Origin of the sequence: Rossellomorea sp. FM04394 (assembly GCF_041889765.1) — a bacterium.
Classification (GTDB): domain Bacteria; phylum Bacillota; class Bacilli; order Bacillales; family Bacillaceae_B; genus Rossellomorea; species Rossellomorea aquimaris_B.
This window is the reverse complement of record NZ_CP168654.1, coordinates 2322554-2340341: the sequence shown is the minus strand read 5'-3', so window position 1 is coordinate 2340341 and position 17788 is coordinate 2322554. Positions and strand designations below refer to the sequence as shown.

Genomic DNA, 17788 nt, shown 5'->3' with positions numbered 1-17788 from the left:
GAATTCATGAAAATTAGAAAAAAGTGAGGTGGAAGTTGTGGAAGATGAATTAAAAAAGCAAAAAATACATGATTGGTACCAAGAATATAGCGATGAGATTTATCGATTTATTTTAATAATAATAGGGGACCATGAACAGTCCAAGGATTTAACACATGATACCTTTTTAAAAGCCTATTCTCATATGAATTATTTCAAGGGAAAAACGAGCGACAAGAATTGGTTATATCATATTGCCAGGAACGTCACCATTGATTTCATGAGAAAAAGGAAACCCATTCGTTACTTTATGGATTCGTTCAATGGATTCCCTCTTAATAACGATTCCCCAGAAAAGATTGTGCAATTAGGTGAAGCAGAAGTACAGTTGTATCGCTCTTTAAGCAAGCTAAAGAGACCCTATCGCGAAGTCATCATTTTAAGAAAGATTAAAGAATTGTCCATCAAGGAAACAGCTGAAGTGCTTGAATGGAAAGAAAGCAAAGTTAAGACTACCCTTCTTAGGGCTTTACAGGCACTGAAAACCCAATTGCAAAAGGAGGGATATGAACATGAAACAATACGATGATAAAAATGAATTTGACCAGACTCTAAAATCATTTAACTCCGTTGTCATGGATGAATCAGAAAAAGAAGAGGTGTATTCAAATCTCATGAATAGTTTTGAAAAAAAGAAAAGGAAAAACAGGATTTTCAAATGGTCTAATCATATTTTAACAGCCGCTCTCGTTGCGATTTTCCTCATAGGAGGAGGATATTTTATAGCTGATAAAATTTTGTTAGAGCAGGCAGCTCCCGAGGATAATAAAAACATTGAAACCATTGAAACTGTTCTAGAGCAAGCATTCACTGGACCAGATAAGGAGCTTAAGCAAATACTAAATGAAAAAGAGTCCTATATCGCCGATAACAAGGTAAAAGAGTATCAAAATGAGTTATTCTCATACTATGAGGATGTCTTTCAACCTTACTTTGAAGGAAATAGATTTCAAGACCATGTAATGAACAATAAGTTAAACCTTACTGAATTGGCATATTCAAAGGGCTATCAACTGGACGCACAGGAGATAGAAGTGAAAAAGGATGAAAAAGCCGAAGATGCTTACAACTTCAGTTTTATTGTTCAATATAAAATAGACGAAATTAAAGTGGGCGAAATTAAGCTGTCAGGAAGAGTTAATGTTTATGAAGAAGGTAAAATCAATACCCTAAGATTTTATGACGGAAGCATAGAAGAATTAATTAATGCATTCCATAAAGAAGAATAAATTATATTTAATCTACTATAAACGGGGGCGTTTGCTGAACAAGCAACCGCCACTCTCCAGTTAGTCAGGAAGAGTTACCGCCTTCGGCTGACGAGGAGTTTTATGGGAATAAGATTATTTGTACGGTTAAGAAATATATGTCTTCTTATGAATACAATTGAGGAGGGTTAACAATGAAGAAAATAATTGTGTCATTATTAAGTGGGGTGCTATTTGGAGGTACACTAATATTTTTTTTAGAACAATCCATCGAGCTATATTATTTTTGATCAAGGCGGAATCGATAAACGCGTAGTAAAAGAATGGGACTATAATTATCTTTTTAATTGTAGTGTAATCATTATTGTTGTTACATCTATCACATATATCATATTGAGGGTTAGTGAAAAGAAAATAATGGGCAAGAGGAATTAAAAGTCTTAGAATGGACTGACAATGATGAAGTTGCCCAACAATTGAAAATGATGTTTAGGGAAACCGAAATTATTGATGAAGACCTTAAAATGATGATTGATTCATTTAATTCAGTAAAAATAAATGTTTATCTCTTAAAGTGGTCAACTACTGATGGTACCAGCCACCTTCAATTCAATTAATAAAGAGCAGGATTATTGGAAGTCTCTAAGTTAATCGTCTTATGAAAGGACTGAGACTGTGAACAGCAAAAAACAAGATGGAAATCAAAGACAAAGATTTGTGCAAAGCTTATACAGAAAGAAGAATAATAAAAAATTAAGAAGAGTAGATGATAGCAAGATATGGACAGTGGTTTTTTGGATATCTGCCTTGATTGGGTTTTTAATTCTTATTATTAGTGAGATATTCTTCATTGACCGTGGCAAACCACTACCTGAAATTTTTGCGAAGCTCTTTCACCGAGTTTTCTAGCCTGGTTCTTGTGAAGACATTTATTCCATTATAGAGGGCAATAACAGAAGATCAGCTAATTGATCAGGCTATTGCCCTTATTCGATTGGGCAGGATAACGTAATAAGTGAATGCGGCTACTCACAGGAAGTAGCGTAACAGACCACATAGTATAACTGAACTAATGAAGGTTATGAAATTAGACAAATTTGGAGGGGGATTGGAATTGAAAGTAATAATAGAGGCATTTTTTTGTTCAATTGGTATTCATATAGTTTATTTTATTAGCACGATGATAATAGGCTATATAAGGACGAAAAGGTATGTTCCTGATATAGAAGCTGCTTGGAACAACGTTGACAACCTACCTAACAAAATTACAATTAGTGCTCCTACTATTTCACCAGCTTTTTATTTTTTATCTATGGTTATTGTAGCGATACTGTGTGGTCTGATTATTTTCTTATCAAAGCGAATTTTTGTTTAGAACTTCAATTATAGGGGGCATTAGCTGAAGATCAAGCAGCAGATCTCCGGCTATTTTCTTTTTCCTTTATCGGATCAGGATAATTAGAGATTCCAGATTATCCTTTCTTTTGCAAAACCTCTCATTTAATGGCATATGAATGGAGGAATAATATGATATGACAAGAATATTTAAGGGATTAGCAATAATTGTTTTATTACCCATTATTGGATGTTCTAATTCAATAGCTAACAGCGAAGAAAATGAAATCAAAACGGAAAGTTCCAGTTTTCTGTTAATGAAATAATGGCCTAAATATATATCGACCAATAAATAGAGAATTTTCTTAGGGATTTCTATTTTGAATAATTGAGGATTGTAGCTTTTATATTAAATTATCTTTATAAAGCTTATTTACGAAAACCTTCATATTTTTATGGGTATATCCAAATATTGTATATAAAAAATTGTTACTTTGAATATAATTAAGAATAAAAGGAGGAATTTTTAAATGGAATATTTTATAGGGGTTTTACGTGTCATTGCTGATTTTATAACAGGTATAGCAAACGCTGCTATTAGCAAGTACTATGATAAATCTAAATAAGTTCAATTATTGGCCCGAACTATATATTCCCCCTTTTTTTGTACCTCTTTAAATTGAAAGCATTCTTGAAATTGTTTCCACATAATTAGTCTTAACACATTCTTTCTTTAACAATTAAATCTTCCATTATAGGGGCGTTGATCTAAGAAGGATTAACGCTTTATATGTTGAAGTTATTCCATTATCGGGGAGGTTTGTCGAATAAATCTTCAAAACAATTAATTGACAATACACCCTTTTAGTGTAAAATTACACTAAGCGAGTTAGTTTAGGGGGGGTATTGTGAAGAAAAGTAAAAAGGTAATAATTATCGTGGTAATTAGTTTAGTTGTTGTTGGTGTCCCAATGTTTATTTATGACGCGTTACACGGAAACTTTATAAAGGATTATTTAATGGAAAAACAAGTAAAAGAACACTTGGTGGGCAATGGCTATACAGAAGAAGATCTTTTATCAGTTGAAGCAGAATACAATATGAAATTTAATACGAATAGAATTAAAGGTACATTTGCTTATGTTGTTTTTAAAGATGAACCTAAAGAAAAATATGTGTATGTTAAATGGAGAGAGACAGGAAAAATTCAGCAAGAATGTAGTTATTACAGTGAAGATACAGGGGCGTATGAAGTAAAATATACAGAAGAAAGAAAACATATGATTAAAGATTGTTATTAAATCATATGTGGCATTTGTTGTTTGTTGAAGGTCTTGGCTTATTCCTTAAACGGGGGGCAATAACTGAAAACTGCTAGTTTATTCAACAATTGCCGTTCTTTAAATCCAAAGGAAAGTATATGTTCAGAGAAAAATGGGGACAAAAAAAGGAAGTCGAGGTAAATTCGACTTCCTCTCCATATAAATATTATCTTACTGGAACAAGAAAATCTTGTTTAAAAAACCTTCCCGAACCTTCTTCTTGCCACATTATAAATACTTCAAATTCCTCTGTTTCTTTACCGACCGGGAAGTTTTTAAAGCTTATTACTTCTTTATCTTCAATTTCTATATTTCTCCCTTCAGTATCGTTTAAGGACATTCCAAATTTATACGATTTTCCTTGTTCTTTTCTGAAAGTGTGCACTGTCACATTATGCTTTTTGCCTTTTTTGTTAGCTATCTTCAACAAGTAAACATCAGCTCTTGAATCTCCCTTATACAATTGTTCACCCTCTTCAATCCTTGCCTCATCTAATGTAACGATCCATTCATCAGAGTCAAGTACAACAGGTTTTTTCAGAGATTTAGCTTCACTGAAGTACGGTGAAGAAGTTAATGCGAAGATAATCATTAAAGCAAAAAATAACTTTTTCATATTTTGCACCTCCAATAGCTTTAAATTAGTATTCCAAGTAAAGCAGAAATTATTTATCTTCATTGATCCCACAATTTGTTACAACCTCAATTGTAAAAGGAATGATTTGTTTGTTATTGCGGTGATACTAAATACATTTGTAGACTTCTTGGGATTAGGAACAAAAAAATCTCTAGCTTACGTAATTTTAAAACTATTGGGTTATGGGGTTATTCCTCACTTTAGTTTACGAAAAAATAATGTGCTCACTTTATGATTAAAATTATTGTATGCTAAATATCATTTTGCTTTTCATTATCATAGTTGTAAAAGTTTTAGGAAGTTAATTCCAAGTATAAGGTGGCGTTAATTCAATAACACAAATATATCAGAGAGCCCAGATATACAAATTTTTATTCACTAAACTGTATATTTGGGCTATTTGGGATTTGCTTTAAAACAGGACTTTGATTGCCAGGTGTCTTGATTTTTATAGCTGCATTTCAATTTAATGCAACAAGTTAATTTCCAGTAATTATGCTATTTGATATGTTAAAAAGGATTCTAATTTAGTTGTGAATTGTTTTTTCTCTTTATCAACCGAACGGGTATTAGAATGGGTAACTGTTTTTTTTACCCTAAATGGTTATAATTGTATGTGAATGTTTCGCCTGAAAATTATTAAGTTTGAAATTGAAAACTAATACGGGGCAGTCATTGTTAGAGAGTGATTAAAATAAGAGGGGGATTTTGATGAAGTTAATTGGTGTAAAGATAAGAAATTTCAGGGGATATAGTAGTGAGACATACATAAAAATCTCTGATTTCACTGCATTTATAGGTAAAAATGATGCTGGAAAGTCTACCATTTTAGAAGCACTAGAAATATTCTTTAATAATTCATTGGTTGTATGCGAGCGTGAAGATTTAAGTATTGATGCGGATTGTAGGGATATAGAGATTTCTTGTGTATTTTCTAATTTTGATAACGATGAGATTATTGTGGATTCAACTGCGCCTACTTCCTTAGAAGAAGAATATTTACTTAATTCTGATGGAAACATTGAAATAAAAAAAGTTTTTAGTACTACTGCTGCAAAACCAAAACCAGCAATATATATTGTCTGTAATCACCCTACAGCAGAGGGTGTGGACAACCTACTAGGAATGAAACGAACAGAATTAAGAAATAAAGTAAATTCTTTAGAAATTCCACCACAAGAATTTAATTCTAATATTAACCATACGATGAGAAAGGCTATTTGGAACTCTTTTGAAGACTTAAAAGTTCAATTAGTAAACTTACGTATAGATAAGGAAGATTCCAAAAAAATATTTGATTCTTTAGAAAAAAACTTCCCAACCTTTGCTTTATTTCAATCGGATAGAGCCAGTAAAGATGATGATAGAGAAGTATCTGACCCAATGAAGGTAGCAGTTCAACAAGCATTAAGTGAGTTGAGCAATGAGATTGAAGCAATTAAGGATCAAGTTAGAATAATGGCATTAGGAACAGCGAATAGAACCTTAGAGAAACTACATGAGATGGATTCAGAGCTAGCCTCAACTTTAATTCCCGAATTTAAAACAGAACCAAAATTTGATTCGCAATTTAAGTTATCTATTAAGTCTGATAATGATATCCCTGTTAATAAAAGAGGTAGTGGAGTTAGAAGGTTAATTCTTCTTAATTTTTTTAGAGCAGAAGCAGAGAGACGGAGAAATGAAAATAGCAGTAACCAAGTTATTTATGCTTTTGAAGAACCTGAAACATCTCAACATCCTAAACATCAAGAAATGCTAATAAAGTCCCTATTAGAATTGTCGAGTAATAATTCTACTCAGGTTCTTATAACCACTCACACGCCAGCCCTTGCTAGTTATCTTCCTTTAAAAAGTGTTAGGTATGTAACAACGGAATATGAAAGAAGGGTGGTAAAAGAAGGAGAGGGTAATGATAGTGTTTTAGAAGAGGTTGTAGATACACTAGGGATACTACCAGATCCAATACCCAGAAATGCAGCTGCTTTATTATTAGTTGAAGGAAAAGGAGATGTAGTATTTATAAATCATATGGCAGAGCAGTTAAAAGAGGGAGGGTTTATTGACTCTACATTGATTGATAAAAGGTTTGCGTTAATACCGGTAGGTGGGTGTGGTAATTTAAAATTTTGGAAAACAATGAAATTGGCTGAACAATTTAATGTCCCCTGGTGTGTACTACTTGATTCTGATAAAGGAACCCCAGAGGAACCAAAAAATTTTGAAACTATAAATCAATTGAGGGCTGACGGAATAAAAGCGTATGCTACAAGGAAGAGAGAACCGGAAAATTATTTACATAGCAACTGTTTCAATGATATTGAAAACCAGATTGCTTTCTCAGATCTAGATGATGCTAAAGTAATAATAAATAGGGAGACAAGGATATCAAAAACAGAGATACTGGAAAGGTTCTGGACAAAAATGAATGCTCAAGAAATACGTGAAGTAGAAGCGTATGAAGAAGATGGTGAAGTGAGATACGAATTTACTGAAATGATTAATGACTTCTTATCCCTATTATTATTCAATGGAGAAAATGCAGTAGATTTAGTTGCCGTTTCAAAAACTGAATAATTGAAAATAAAATAGAACTTATTCAAGCTTTATTATAAAGTTTAATTTCTCAACTAATTTAGGTAAACTCATATATCTGTTGGTTTTTTTAATTCAAACTTTATTCTAAAGCAAGATTTTTTATAAAAGTCGTACTTAAGTGTAATTAAGAAGAATCCATTTTAATCAATCTTTATTAGGTTTAATATAACTCTAAATTATGAGTCTTCCACCGGACAGTTATTGTAAACTCTCCAAGCTTCTTTTGCCTGGAGAGTTTTTTTCTTTCTCAATAATAACTCATATATACGTTTCAAAAAATTAAAAAGGGGTAATTGACAGAATAATTAATTATTTCAACAATTACCGGTTTAATATTTGTCTATGTTGCCGATAATAAAGAAAGTTTTAATAAAATCGTTTATGTAAAGGTGGCAACTACTATTATGTATAGTCCAATAAAACAAAAAAACATTAGTCATTATGGAAATAACATTTGGGACTGTTATAGTTACAAGGTCAATCGAGATGTAATGTTTTATAGTGAGTTGGAGTATCATCATTGGATTTTGATAGAGTGTACCAGAGAAATAAAATCATTCTGTGAACAGCCGCGTGAAATGAGTGCCTACATAGATAATGAAGTGAAAAAATCAATAGTTGATATGTGGATTGAGTGGCACGACGGCACTGAGGAATTCATAGAAGTTAAGTATGAAAAAGATGTAAAAAACCTAAACGATGTAACGAGTCGAGTTGCTACCCAAATTAAAGTACAAGAAAAGTGGTGTAAAGAGAACAATTATATTCATCGCATTGCAACTGAGAAACATATTAGACAATACCCACTTTTAGATAACTACAAAACCCTTCTTCCTTATTATAAACTTCATAGAAATCCTTCAGATCAAACCTCAATTAATCAACAAATGATATTAGAGGCACTTTCTAATAGAAAACCATCTAGCTTTAAGCAATTATATGACGATTTAAGTACATTGACCCTTCCTGAATTTTATGATGCTGTTTTCACTTTATATATAGACCAACAGATATGGATTGACATGAAAAATTCCCTGCTAAATTCCCAAACAGAGGTGGTAATAGAAAGTGATTAAAAAAGAGAATATATCACGTGACTTATGGCCCTCTGTAAATACAGAATGCCTCAGTGAAGAAGATAAAAAAATTTTTTTGAATAGAAAATATGCAGTAGATGCTTATATAGATAATAAAAAAAGTGTAAAAGAAATATGCGAAACCAGTGGAATTGCAAGATCAGAACTTTATAGGATGATTGGAAGGTGTTTGGATACAAATGAAGAGGGGGTTCCCTATGGATATACGGCGTTGATTCCCTATAAAAGAACAATTGAATATGAACGAAAGCATACGATTAACGGCTTTAAGGACCACCAAACTTTAACCGGAGCTTTTAATAAATTCTTAAAAATCTATCCACAACTAGAAGAATTTATTTTCGACTTAGTATTTCCAAATAAGAGGAGAGGACCCCAATCTTCAGTCTTGAGAGTCAAAGAAATTCATAAAAAGTTCATACAGGAGTGTAAAAGATTAGATATTTCACCAGACAATGGAGATTACCCCTTTAATACTGACGATTATGCCAAAAGATCACTATATCGCTATATAGATAATTTAAAAAGCAATAACCCTTCTAAAATTATAAGCTCATATGGTTCTAATGCAAAAATGTTATATAACAATACAGGTATAGGAGAGTCTCCTAAGAACATCGAAAGACCATTCGAAAGGGTAGAGTTTGATGGACATAAGATTGATGTATCATTAGCTATTAAGTATACAACTCTAGAAGGCGATGAAGTTGTTGAATCAATTGAGAGAATATGGTTGCTTGCGATTAGGGATTGTGCAACCAGAGTTGTTTTGGGATACCATATTTGCTTAGCTAAAGAATATTCTGCTTTAGATGTACTACTATGCATCAAGAAATCAATTCTTCCTCATAAGTCCCCGAACTTTACTATAACAGGCTTAAATACACCCGTAAAAGGATATCATTCACAAGCCATCCCTGAAACAAAGTTTGCAGTTTGGGGAGAAATTTCAATGGATAATGCCAAAGCTAATCTTGCAAAAATTGTAAAGGATATTTGTAAAAATATTATAGGCTGTGGTGTGAATGCAGGTCCGGTAGCAACTCCTACTAGAAGGCCAATTATAGAGAAATTTTTTGATTTATTAGAGGAAAATGGATTTCATCGATTAACCAATACAACTGGAAGTAAGCCGTCTGATCCTAGAAGAAAAGACTCTGAAAACGAGGCAAAAAAGTATGAAATTACACCTTGTGAAATTGAACAACTTGTCGAGATCTTGATTGCTCAAGAAAATAATAGACCATCCAAAGGTTTAAATTCATTAACACCATTAGAAGCGATGCGGCAAAGGATAAATAGAATGATGCCTTTCAAGACGTTAGAAGAAGAATACAGGGATGGTAAAGAATTGACCTCTCAATACGACACAAGAACAGTAAGAGGGAAAATAACAGACGGTAGAAGACCCTATATTCATTACTTGGGTGTTGATTATAGGAATGAAATTCTTGCCGACTCTTTCCATCTTGTTAACACAATGTTATCACTTAAAATAGACACAGAAGACTTACGTTTTATAACGGCCTTCTTACCTGATGGCAGCGAGCTTGGAATTTTGACCGCTAATGGAAAGTGGGGTATTAGGAAACATTCCCTTAAACTAAGAAAAGTAATAAATAAGTTGATTAAGAATGGGGAAATAAGGTTAGCTTTTGATGATGATCCTCTTGATTTTTACCATGATTATTTAAGGGAAAAAGGCACAAAAAATAAAAATTCAAGAAACCAAATTGCCCAAATGCAAAGTCATCAAAGAGAAAATCCCAAAGAACAAACTAGCTTTGTTGTTAACTCCCAATTAAATTTAAAAGATGAACAGTCAAATCAAAGAAAAAAGAAAAAAAGACCAGCAGAAAGATATTTTTTCAATTCTTGATTGAAAAGAGGAACTGTTTATGGAAGAGAAAATAATTAGTAACCAAAACCGACCATCTATCCCGATAGGTGGACACCCAGTTGAGACTGGGGACTACATCATTGACACAATTGCAATTAACGAAATATTAGAACCAATGAGACACTGGATACAAATGAGAGTTCCGGGTGGTATTATTTATGGTGCTCCTAGATTAGGAAAGACAAGAGCGATCAAATATATTCAAAATATATTTGACTACAAATACCCAAACCAATGGTTGAATTTGAAAATTAAGACAAGGAAAAGAAAAACACCAAATGAAGATGCATTTTTCGAATTTTTCTTAAAGGATGTAGGACACGATTTGTACTCACAAGGTAAAGCTGTTGCCAAAAGGAACCGGTTATCAAATTTCTTAATGGATAAAGGGGATCAGACGATTAGAAAGCAAATCGTATTATTTATTGACGATGCCCAAAGGCTAACTGACATTGAATTTGAGTGGCTTATGGACGTATATAATGAACTCGATTCTTACGGTATTACTTTAACGACAATCTTAGTTGGTCAAAATGAACTTACCCATCGTCGAAGCACTTATTTAACAACTGCAAAGCAAATCGTCGGAAGATTCATGGTGCATGAAGAGAGATTTTACGGAGTTAGAGAGCTGGACGAATTATCATATATGTTATCTTCTTATGACGAAGTAACAGAGTTTCCAGTTGGGAGTAATTGCAGCTATACAAACTTCTTCTTCCCAAATGGATTTAATAAAGGTCATAGATTAGAAAATGAGGCAGAATATATTTGGAGTTCATTGTTAGAGTTAAGAGCCGAAAATGGAATAAATAAAAAAGTGGAAGTCCCCATGCATTACTTAATTTCAATTGTTAACCATGTACTGCTAGAATATGGAGTAAATAGCGATGAAAATATTGACTGGCCCACAAAAACACTATGGAAAGAAGCAATCAAAGTATCTGGTTTCATTCACGCGGAGGTGCTTCAGTCATGAACTCAGAGAAGTTAGTTTTTTCCTATGCAGAAGTGAAAAACACAAAGACTACATGGAGATCTAGCTGGATTTTAGATTTCGAATCACCCTGGAGTATAATTCAAAAGTTTTGTCACTATAACTCAATTTCTTTTAGGCAATTCCTATTAGAGGCTGGAAATGACAATGTGCGTAAATTGAAAGGGAAAATTGGACAATATCATAAGTCTATTTACAACTTAAATGGTTTGGACGATAATATAGTGAAACAATTAATAAGTTTTCCTTTGAAAGAAAAGAACGAAGAATTACTTGATGATATTATAAGTCCTCTCTATAATGAAGATTTTTCTTTATATCAATATTTTAGTACAATCTTACGCTTCTGTCCGCTCTGCCTTGAAAAGAAATATCACTCCACACTCCATCAATTCAATTTTATTAAGAGATGTCCATTTCACCAAATAAGCTTATTTGAAAATTGTCCTGAATGCAACGAAAACTTTCCATATATACTTGAAGATAATAGCTTTTCTTTAGATTATAGATGTATATGTGGATTCGAATTTTCCTCAAATAAAATTAATCCCTTACCATCGCAAACATTTAGACCAATTATTAGAGCGCAAGATTTAATCAGTTGGTTCTCATTAAAAAAGAGTGAAATTAATAAAGTTAGAAATAGTATTATTTTTAATGAGAATTTAGTATCTAACAACGATGAAAAGAAATCATTTAAATACGACCTAAGCTTTTTATTACATTCACTTGATCAGAAGTACATGACTGCAACGATTGGTGAAAATTATGATTATCTAGAGAAAAGGTTAGTGAGAGAGAGAAGAAGAAAAGCTAAATGGATTAAAAGCGTACAGATTTATGAACATACTTTCTCAAAAGAAGATTTAGAAGATCTTCATGAGAAATCAGAAAAAGTATGCTCAAGTATTGCTCGAAATTTAAGAAATACTACGCTGAAATGTCATAGGGGCTGTATAGTCGAGTTAACAAGATATAGAGAAGAAATTCCCAATAATGAGTTATGTCCTTTATCTATTGCTTATACTCTATGGAGAGCAAGACTGCAACGTTTTAACAGTTATAAAGATGTGGATAATGAGGGAACCCAGCCATTTTTCAGGGAATATATATACAATTATGGATTTCCTGTGGATCAGTATAATTTTTCGAATTATCTATCTCAATTAGAGTATGGAGAAATCTTCCCCGAAAATTATTCTATATCAAAGGTAAGTTACTCCTGGATAACGCTTCACTTAGTTTCAGAATTAATCCTTGCTGAGTTCTATAGATGTTTAGAATATGCTTTGCAAAGGAGAGACCCTCCAAAAGAAAAGTTTTCAGTTAATTCAATCTACAGTTTAAAATACTTCCCCTTACTTATAATCAGGAAAGAAGGTAAAATATTCAAAAAAATAAGAAAAGATACTCCTGAGTTATTTTCACTATTAGAAAATGCAAAGAAAAATTGCAATTGCCCTCAGTTCACAGAAAGGGAGAGGCGCAAAAGAAAAAAAGCAAGGGGTATATATTATAAGAGGAATCCGTTTAAAGAGGCGATTGACAATATGTAAACCTGTCTATAATGATAAAAAAGCGACGGGCAGGTAATCCTTTTATGTTCACATGGAAAAATGTTTGGGTACAGCCGTATGAATCTATATTAAGTATTTCTGAAAAATTCAAATTCTGTAATCAAGTTTCTAATATAACCGAGAAGAGCATGGCACCATTTTGGGAAGAAATATTAGGGGATTCAATTGAAAACAAAAAAGCCAAAGAGGATCTTTCAATCCCTATATTGGGGAGAAGAATACTAAACAATTTTTGTTATCCAAAAGTAAGGGTATGCCCAATTTGCATTAAAGTTGGTTACCATAGTTACTTACATCAATTTACTCTTATATCAAAGTGTCCGTTTCATTCAGTCGAATTAATTAGTGGTTGTCCATCATGTCACAAACAGCATCCCTACAAAAGAGTAATCCCAAATTATTCACTATATCTGTGCCCCTGCGGGTATGAATTTGCATCTGATCTATCTAAGCTAATGAATGGACAAGTATCTACACATACTTATGATTTACCAATGAAACAAATTAGATCGTGGCTTGAATCTGATTTGAGAATTAAAAAATCAGTAAATATTTTCAGATTGAATGGCATCATACCATTGGAGCTGTTTGAATTAATTAAAAACGATAAATCTGGTGAAAAGTTTACAATCACCACTTATGAATATAGAAGAGTCGAAGGGATTAGTAAAGCAAGATTAGATAACATTTTTCATTCTTCAAGGAAAATAGTCAGTTCTATTAACCGACACCTAAAAAGTAAAATGACTATTGAGGAATTAAGAAGTGTTAAACTAATTTCTAGGAATTCACTTAGTGAAATAAAGTATACAAGAGGATTAACAACATACTTAATATGGAAATTGTATATTAATATGAGCCGAGATCTTCGTTCCATTGAAAACGGCAAGGAAAGGTACCCAATAATATATGAACAACCAAAATTTACTGCGAAATTGTATGATGTAATTTTATATGACCTTTATGTAATCCTTAAGCTCCAAGAAGCATCTGAAGAAGATATAGAGAACTTTCTATTAATGATACTTTCTAGATCGTTAATTTTTGAATATAATCGGATATCAAGGCAATTACCCAAAGTTAAGAGTAGTACTCTTGAAAAGATTCTTTACGGTGATTGGGCTTTTATTAATGACGATATATTCTTAGGAGTAGTAATTCATCCAAAGCGTCAGAAAGTATATGTAATCGAAGAGATACCATAGGTATAATCTGTGCTTTTGTGTCAATTTGTCTATAAATTTGTGTCATAACAATTAAGGATTAAATTTTATAAGAAGTTCTCAATTTTATAATGAATCCAACAAATCATTCGAACAGTAATTCAAAATTAAAGCAATAGGGGAAGGTTCCTGACTTTTGTGTCAAAAAGGATAGTGTCTAAACTTTTGTGTCACATTTGTCTGTACTTTTGTGTCGCTCGTCAGTAGAGAATAAAGGTATCTTTCGTTTGCTTAAGGTTTGTTTATAGTTTACATAATATCTATTATCGGTACCTAAATAAAAAAATATATTTCTGTCTCGTATCAAAAGTATACTGTTAATAATGAGACGAAAGAAAAAAACAAGACCATTTAATCTGTTCTTTAATTATCATTAATTTGATTCTAATGATATCTATTCGTTGTGTTTTCTGATGAATTTAGTCTGATCAGCGATTTCATTATTTATATTAAGAATTACTTGATTGCTGTAAGATTATTTTCAATTTGATTGCTATAAAACCATTTTCAATTTTTATCTTGATTTGTCTGATAATTCATTTTTGGTATTAAGATATCAATTTGCTAACTAACATTCCAATCCAGCTGTTTGTTAATCCATTTTTTTTGAATTAGTTTACATAATATAAACGTTGATTGTCTATTTCATTGCTATCGACTTTGTATCATATTAAGCAATCTTTTGGTTGTTACCACCTGAACTAATAACGATCATTACTAAATAAATCTAATTACCTCCCTCCTCTTCATGTACAACCACCCAAAGAAAAAGCATAAAGAGTTCACATTCTGAACCTCTTTATGCTTGAGTGCTTGAGCACTATTTCAATAAATATTGTCTTGGTGTCCCGAAATAAAGCGTTTGCTGAAATTCCGTGAATACGGATTCAAAGCAGATGATGATGGGTGCATCCAGAAGCCATGGATAATACGTGTAAAACCCTTTATCCCCGTTCACCATTGCTGCCAGGGCCAATGGGAGCTCCTTTTTGAAAATCATAAACCGTACTTTGGAAAGCTGTTGATCAAATTCCCCCCCACTCACATACACGGTTCCTGCAAGGGTGTATTGACCAAGGTCTCTTCTCCATTCTCCTAACACTTCGTCCCGCATGGATGGATTGATCTTCTCCAGATCAAAGTGACAACCGACGCTCAAAAATAGTTCACCCGTAGTATCAGAATGAGTCAATGTGTATTTTCGGTTATCAATGGGATTGAAGATTGAAGCTGGTGGCAAATACGTAACAGCTAGCTTTTCAGGCTTGAATTCACTCATGTGTAAGCCTCCTTTACAAAAATGGGCTTACAACAGAGTATGATAAAAGCCTAGAATTGGTTCAGCTATTTATTTGCTTTCCATTTTATCTTCATCAGGTTCCATTGATCATTTTCATAATACCAATAAGATGTGGCCGTTCCGATACCATCCGCCTTATAGGCACCGCTTATTTGCTGATAACCTTTTAATCCCTTACCAGTTTTGCCGATGATTTTCGTCGGCTCAAAAAATGCATAAGGTAGAACCATTAATTCCATAGGTTCATTTAAGGTTCCGTCCGTGTATATCCCCAATCGATCGTAATCTTCTTTGCGGTCACGTAAATCGACAGTGTAGGATTGATTCGTATCTACAAAGGTAATAGAAGCTTTGTAATCATCTTCAAATTGAGCCTGAATCGTTAATGGCTCAGGTAACCCGATATCGACCAATTTATTATCAACTAATGTATGGAGCGCTACATTATAGAGTCCACCGCTTCCCCCTGTAGCTGAAGAATAGAGCATGTCCTTTACTCCATCATGATTTAGATCCACGAATTGGATTTTCGGCTCATAGCCACCCTCGTAATCAATTCGAATCTCACTGCCTTCAGACGTTTTAATATCCGCCCAGATTTGTTTCAGGAACAGGGCATCAGGAGAAAACGGAATCGCCTTAAGTGTAATCGTATCCTTTTTACCATCTCCGGTTACATCTTTTTTATAAACATTAACGGTCATTTCATTCACAGGCTGTTTCTCAAGAGGTTCACTGGAAAAGTTCCCAGCTATGGCATGGAGGGACATAACAAAGAAAGCACCGAAAGCAAATAGTAATTCTTTTCTCATGATTCTCTCTCCTCGATAGAAAATGATTCCCTTTTATTTTCACCAAAGAAGGAAAATCTATGTAATCAATTTCCTTACTTTCCTCATCTTTCTTAGCAAAAAAAACTCAAAAAGGACCAACCACGATTAAGGTTGGTCCTTTCATGCTATTTTTGTTCTGTTGTCGTTTCAGGTTTTGCTTCCCAGCTCTCAATTCCTTTTAAGCCTTTAATAGAGTTGGAGTAGAAAACAGGATCTTTCCCTTGTTTCTTCTGTTCACGGTAATCCTTTAGTGCGGATATGGCGATCTTAGCTAATAGCGTAATAGCGATTAAGTTGATGATCGCCATTAGACCCATGAATAAATCTGCCAGGCTCCACACAATATCAAGTTTGACAACCGCTCCGAAAATCACCATGCCAAGAACGGCCATTCGGTAGATGAATAGAGTGACAGGGCTGTATTTAATAAACTCGATATTTGTTTCTCCGTAGTAATAGTTTCCGATGATCGAACTGAAGGCAAATAAGAAGATAGCGACAGCGACAAATGTATCTGCCCATTCCCCTACATGGAAACTTAAGGCTGCTTGCGTCAGCTGAATGCCGTCGATTCCTGTTGTGTACTGGTCAGACAGGATGATCATGAAGGCTGTTGCTGTACAAATTAGTAATGTATCAGTGAAAACACCTAGAGTTTGAATAAGTCCTTGTTTAACAGGGTGAGTGACACCAGCAGATGCTGCTGCGTTCGGTGCACTACCCATTCCGGCTTCATTTGAGAATAAACCACGTTTGATTCCCATCATGATGGCTGCACCGACCCCACCACTTGCTACTTCCCGGATACCAAATGCATTTTCAAAAATGATCACAAACATATTTGGCAGCATGGTAATGTTGGTGATCAGAATAAAGAAAGCTAGAATCAGATAAAGAACAGCCATGATCGGTACCACAATTTGAGTTACACTGGCGATTCGTTTTACTCCACCGAAAATGACAAGAGCCGTTAATACGGCGAGGATGATGCCGACAGTCATACGATCAAATGCATACGCTTCTTCCATTGCAAGTGAAATCGTATTGGATTGTACTGAGTTAAATACAAGACCGAAACAGAATGTGATGATAACAGCAAATAGGATCCCCATCCAGCGGGCATTCAATCCCTTTTCCATATAATAAGCGGGACCACCACGGTAGCCGTCTTTTCCGTCTTTCACTTTGTAAATTTGAGCAAGTGTACTCTCCACGAAGCTGGTCGCTCCTCCCAAAAGGGCAATCAGCCACATCCAGAATACTGCTCCTGGTCCACCGCCGGCAATCGCTGTTGCTACCCCAGCCAGGTTACCAGTACCGACACGGGATGCGGTACTGATTGTGAAAGCCTGGAAGGAAGAGATGCCTCGTTTTCCTTCTGCTGAAATCGTGGTCTTATCTGTTAATAACCTTCCCATTTCTCCTAAGTAACGAAACTGTGCAAATTGTGTTCGGAATGAGAAATATAATCCCAATCCGATCAGCGCCACAATAAGGATGTATGACCACATATAATCATTCAAGGTACCTACTAAACTTGTGAATAACTCCATAATTGTTCCCCCTAGATGTTGTATTTATGACAAATAATGTTTAAACCTATGTATGTTTACCCATTCAGACACTTTCTTAATCTATCAAAAAAAAATTGCCTATTCAACTGATAAATTCATCTTTTTGAAATAATATTAATTGTTGTACAATTTTTTACGGGTATTGTAC

At 33.7% G+C, this 17788-nt stretch carries 14 protein-coding genes; 10 read left to right on the top strand and 4 right to left on the bottom strand.

Annotation, left to right across the window (positions count from 1 at the left end; translation table 11 throughout):
- Positions 1-37: 37 nt before the first annotated feature.
- The 4 genes from ACCB35_RS11660 (at position 38) to ACCB35_RS11645 (ending at position 3883) form a co-directional block, all read left to right on the top strand.
- Positions 38-568, top strand: coding sequence for an RNA polymerase sigma factor (locus tag ACCB35_RS11660; protein WP_374053869.1), 531 nt, complete (start codon positions 38-40; stop codon positions 566-568).
- Positions 552-1268 carry a hypothetical protein gene (locus ACCB35_RS11655; protein ID WP_374053868.1) on the top strand — a complete coding sequence of 239 codons (717 nt, stop codon included), beginning with the start codon at positions 552-554 and terminating at the stop codon, positions 1266-1268. The genes ACCB35_RS11660 and ACCB35_RS11655 overlap by 17 nt, the downstream gene beginning before the upstream one ends.
- 1093 nt (positions 1269-2361) lie before the next feature.
- Positions 2362-2622 carry a hypothetical protein gene (locus tag ACCB35_RS11650; RefSeq protein ID WP_374053867.1) on the top strand — a complete coding sequence of 87 codons (261 nt, stop codon included), beginning with the start codon at positions 2362-2364 and terminating at the stop codon, positions 2620-2622.
- An 868-nt stretch (positions 2623-3490) separates the two neighbouring features.
- Entirely contained in the window at positions 3491-3883 is a 393-nt protein-coding gene (locus ACCB35_RS11645; RefSeq protein WP_374053866.1) for a DUF3139 domain-containing protein, read from the top strand.
- Positions 3884-4070: 187 nt separating this feature from the next.
- Here the strand turns inward: ACCB35_RS11645 and ACCB35_RS11640 are convergent, their stop codons facing one another.
- Positions 4071-4520 carry a hypothetical protein gene (locus ACCB35_RS11640; RefSeq protein ID WP_214874337.1) on the bottom strand — a complete coding sequence of 150 codons (450 nt, stop codon included), beginning with the start codon at positions 4518-4520 and terminating at the stop codon, positions 4071-4073.
- A 732-nt stretch (positions 4521-5252) separates the two neighbouring features.
- Between ACCB35_RS11640 and ACCB35_RS11635 the strand changes: the two genes are divergently transcribed.
- The 6 genes from ACCB35_RS11635 to ACCB35_RS11610 all read left to right on the top strand — a co-directional run bounded on the left by ACCB35_RS11635 (position 5253) and on the right by ACCB35_RS11610 (position 13915).
- Complete coding sequence (locus tag ACCB35_RS11635; RefSeq protein ID WP_374053865.1) at positions 5253-7118, top strand: AAA family ATPase; 1866 nt, start codon at positions 5253-5255, stop codon at positions 7116-7118.
- Positions 7119-7528: 410 nt separating this feature from the next.
- Positions 7529-8215, top strand: a complete 687-nt coding sequence (locus ACCB35_RS11630) for a TnsA endonuclease N-terminal domain-containing protein (RefSeq protein ID WP_374053864.1) — start codon at positions 7529-7531, stop codon at positions 8213-8215.
- Positions 8208-10115 (top strand): hypothetical protein, encoded by a 1908-nt coding sequence (locus ACCB35_RS11625; RefSeq protein WP_374053863.1) that lies wholly within the window; start codon positions 8208-8210, stop codon positions 10113-10115. Before ACCB35_RS11630 ends, ACCB35_RS11625 begins: the two co-directional genes overlap by 8 nt.
- Positions 10116-10134: 19 nt before the next feature.
- Positions 10135-11115 carry an ATP-binding protein gene (locus ACCB35_RS11620; RefSeq protein WP_374053862.1) on the top strand — a complete coding sequence of 327 codons (981 nt, stop codon included), beginning with the start codon at positions 10135-10137 and terminating at the stop codon, positions 11113-11115.
- Positions 11112-12689 carry a TniQ family protein gene (locus ACCB35_RS11615; protein ID WP_374053861.1) on the top strand — a complete coding sequence of 526 codons (1578 nt, stop codon included), beginning with the start codon at positions 11112-11114 and terminating at the stop codon, positions 12687-12689. The genes ACCB35_RS11620 and ACCB35_RS11615 overlap by 4 nt, the downstream gene beginning before the upstream one ends.
- 11 nt (positions 12690-12700) lie before the next feature.
- Positions 12701-13915 carry a hypothetical protein gene (locus ACCB35_RS11610; RefSeq protein WP_374053860.1) on the top strand — a complete coding sequence of 405 codons (1215 nt, stop codon included), beginning with the start codon at positions 12701-12703 and terminating at the stop codon, positions 13913-13915.
- A gap of 838 nt (positions 13916-14753) precedes the next feature.
- Here ACCB35_RS11610 and ACCB35_RS11605 read toward each other — a convergent pair.
- The 3 genes from ACCB35_RS11605 to ACCB35_RS11595 all read right to left on the bottom strand — a co-directional run bounded on the left by ACCB35_RS11605 (position 14754) and on the right by ACCB35_RS11595 (position 17619).
- Entirely contained in the window at positions 14754-15212 is a 459-nt protein-coding gene (locus ACCB35_RS11605) for a staygreen family protein (protein WP_374053859.1), read from the bottom strand.
- Between the two features lie 65 nt (positions 15213-15277).
- Positions 15278-16045, bottom strand: a complete 768-nt coding sequence (locus ACCB35_RS11600) for a hypothetical protein (protein WP_374053858.1) — start codon at positions 16043-16045, stop codon at positions 15278-15280.
- Positions 16046-16191: 146 nt separating this feature from the next.
- Entirely contained in the window at positions 16192-17619 is a 1428-nt protein-coding gene (locus tag ACCB35_RS11595) for a sodium:alanine symporter family protein (protein WP_044336983.1), read from the bottom strand.
- Between the last annotated feature and the right edge of the window lie 169 nt (positions 17620-17788).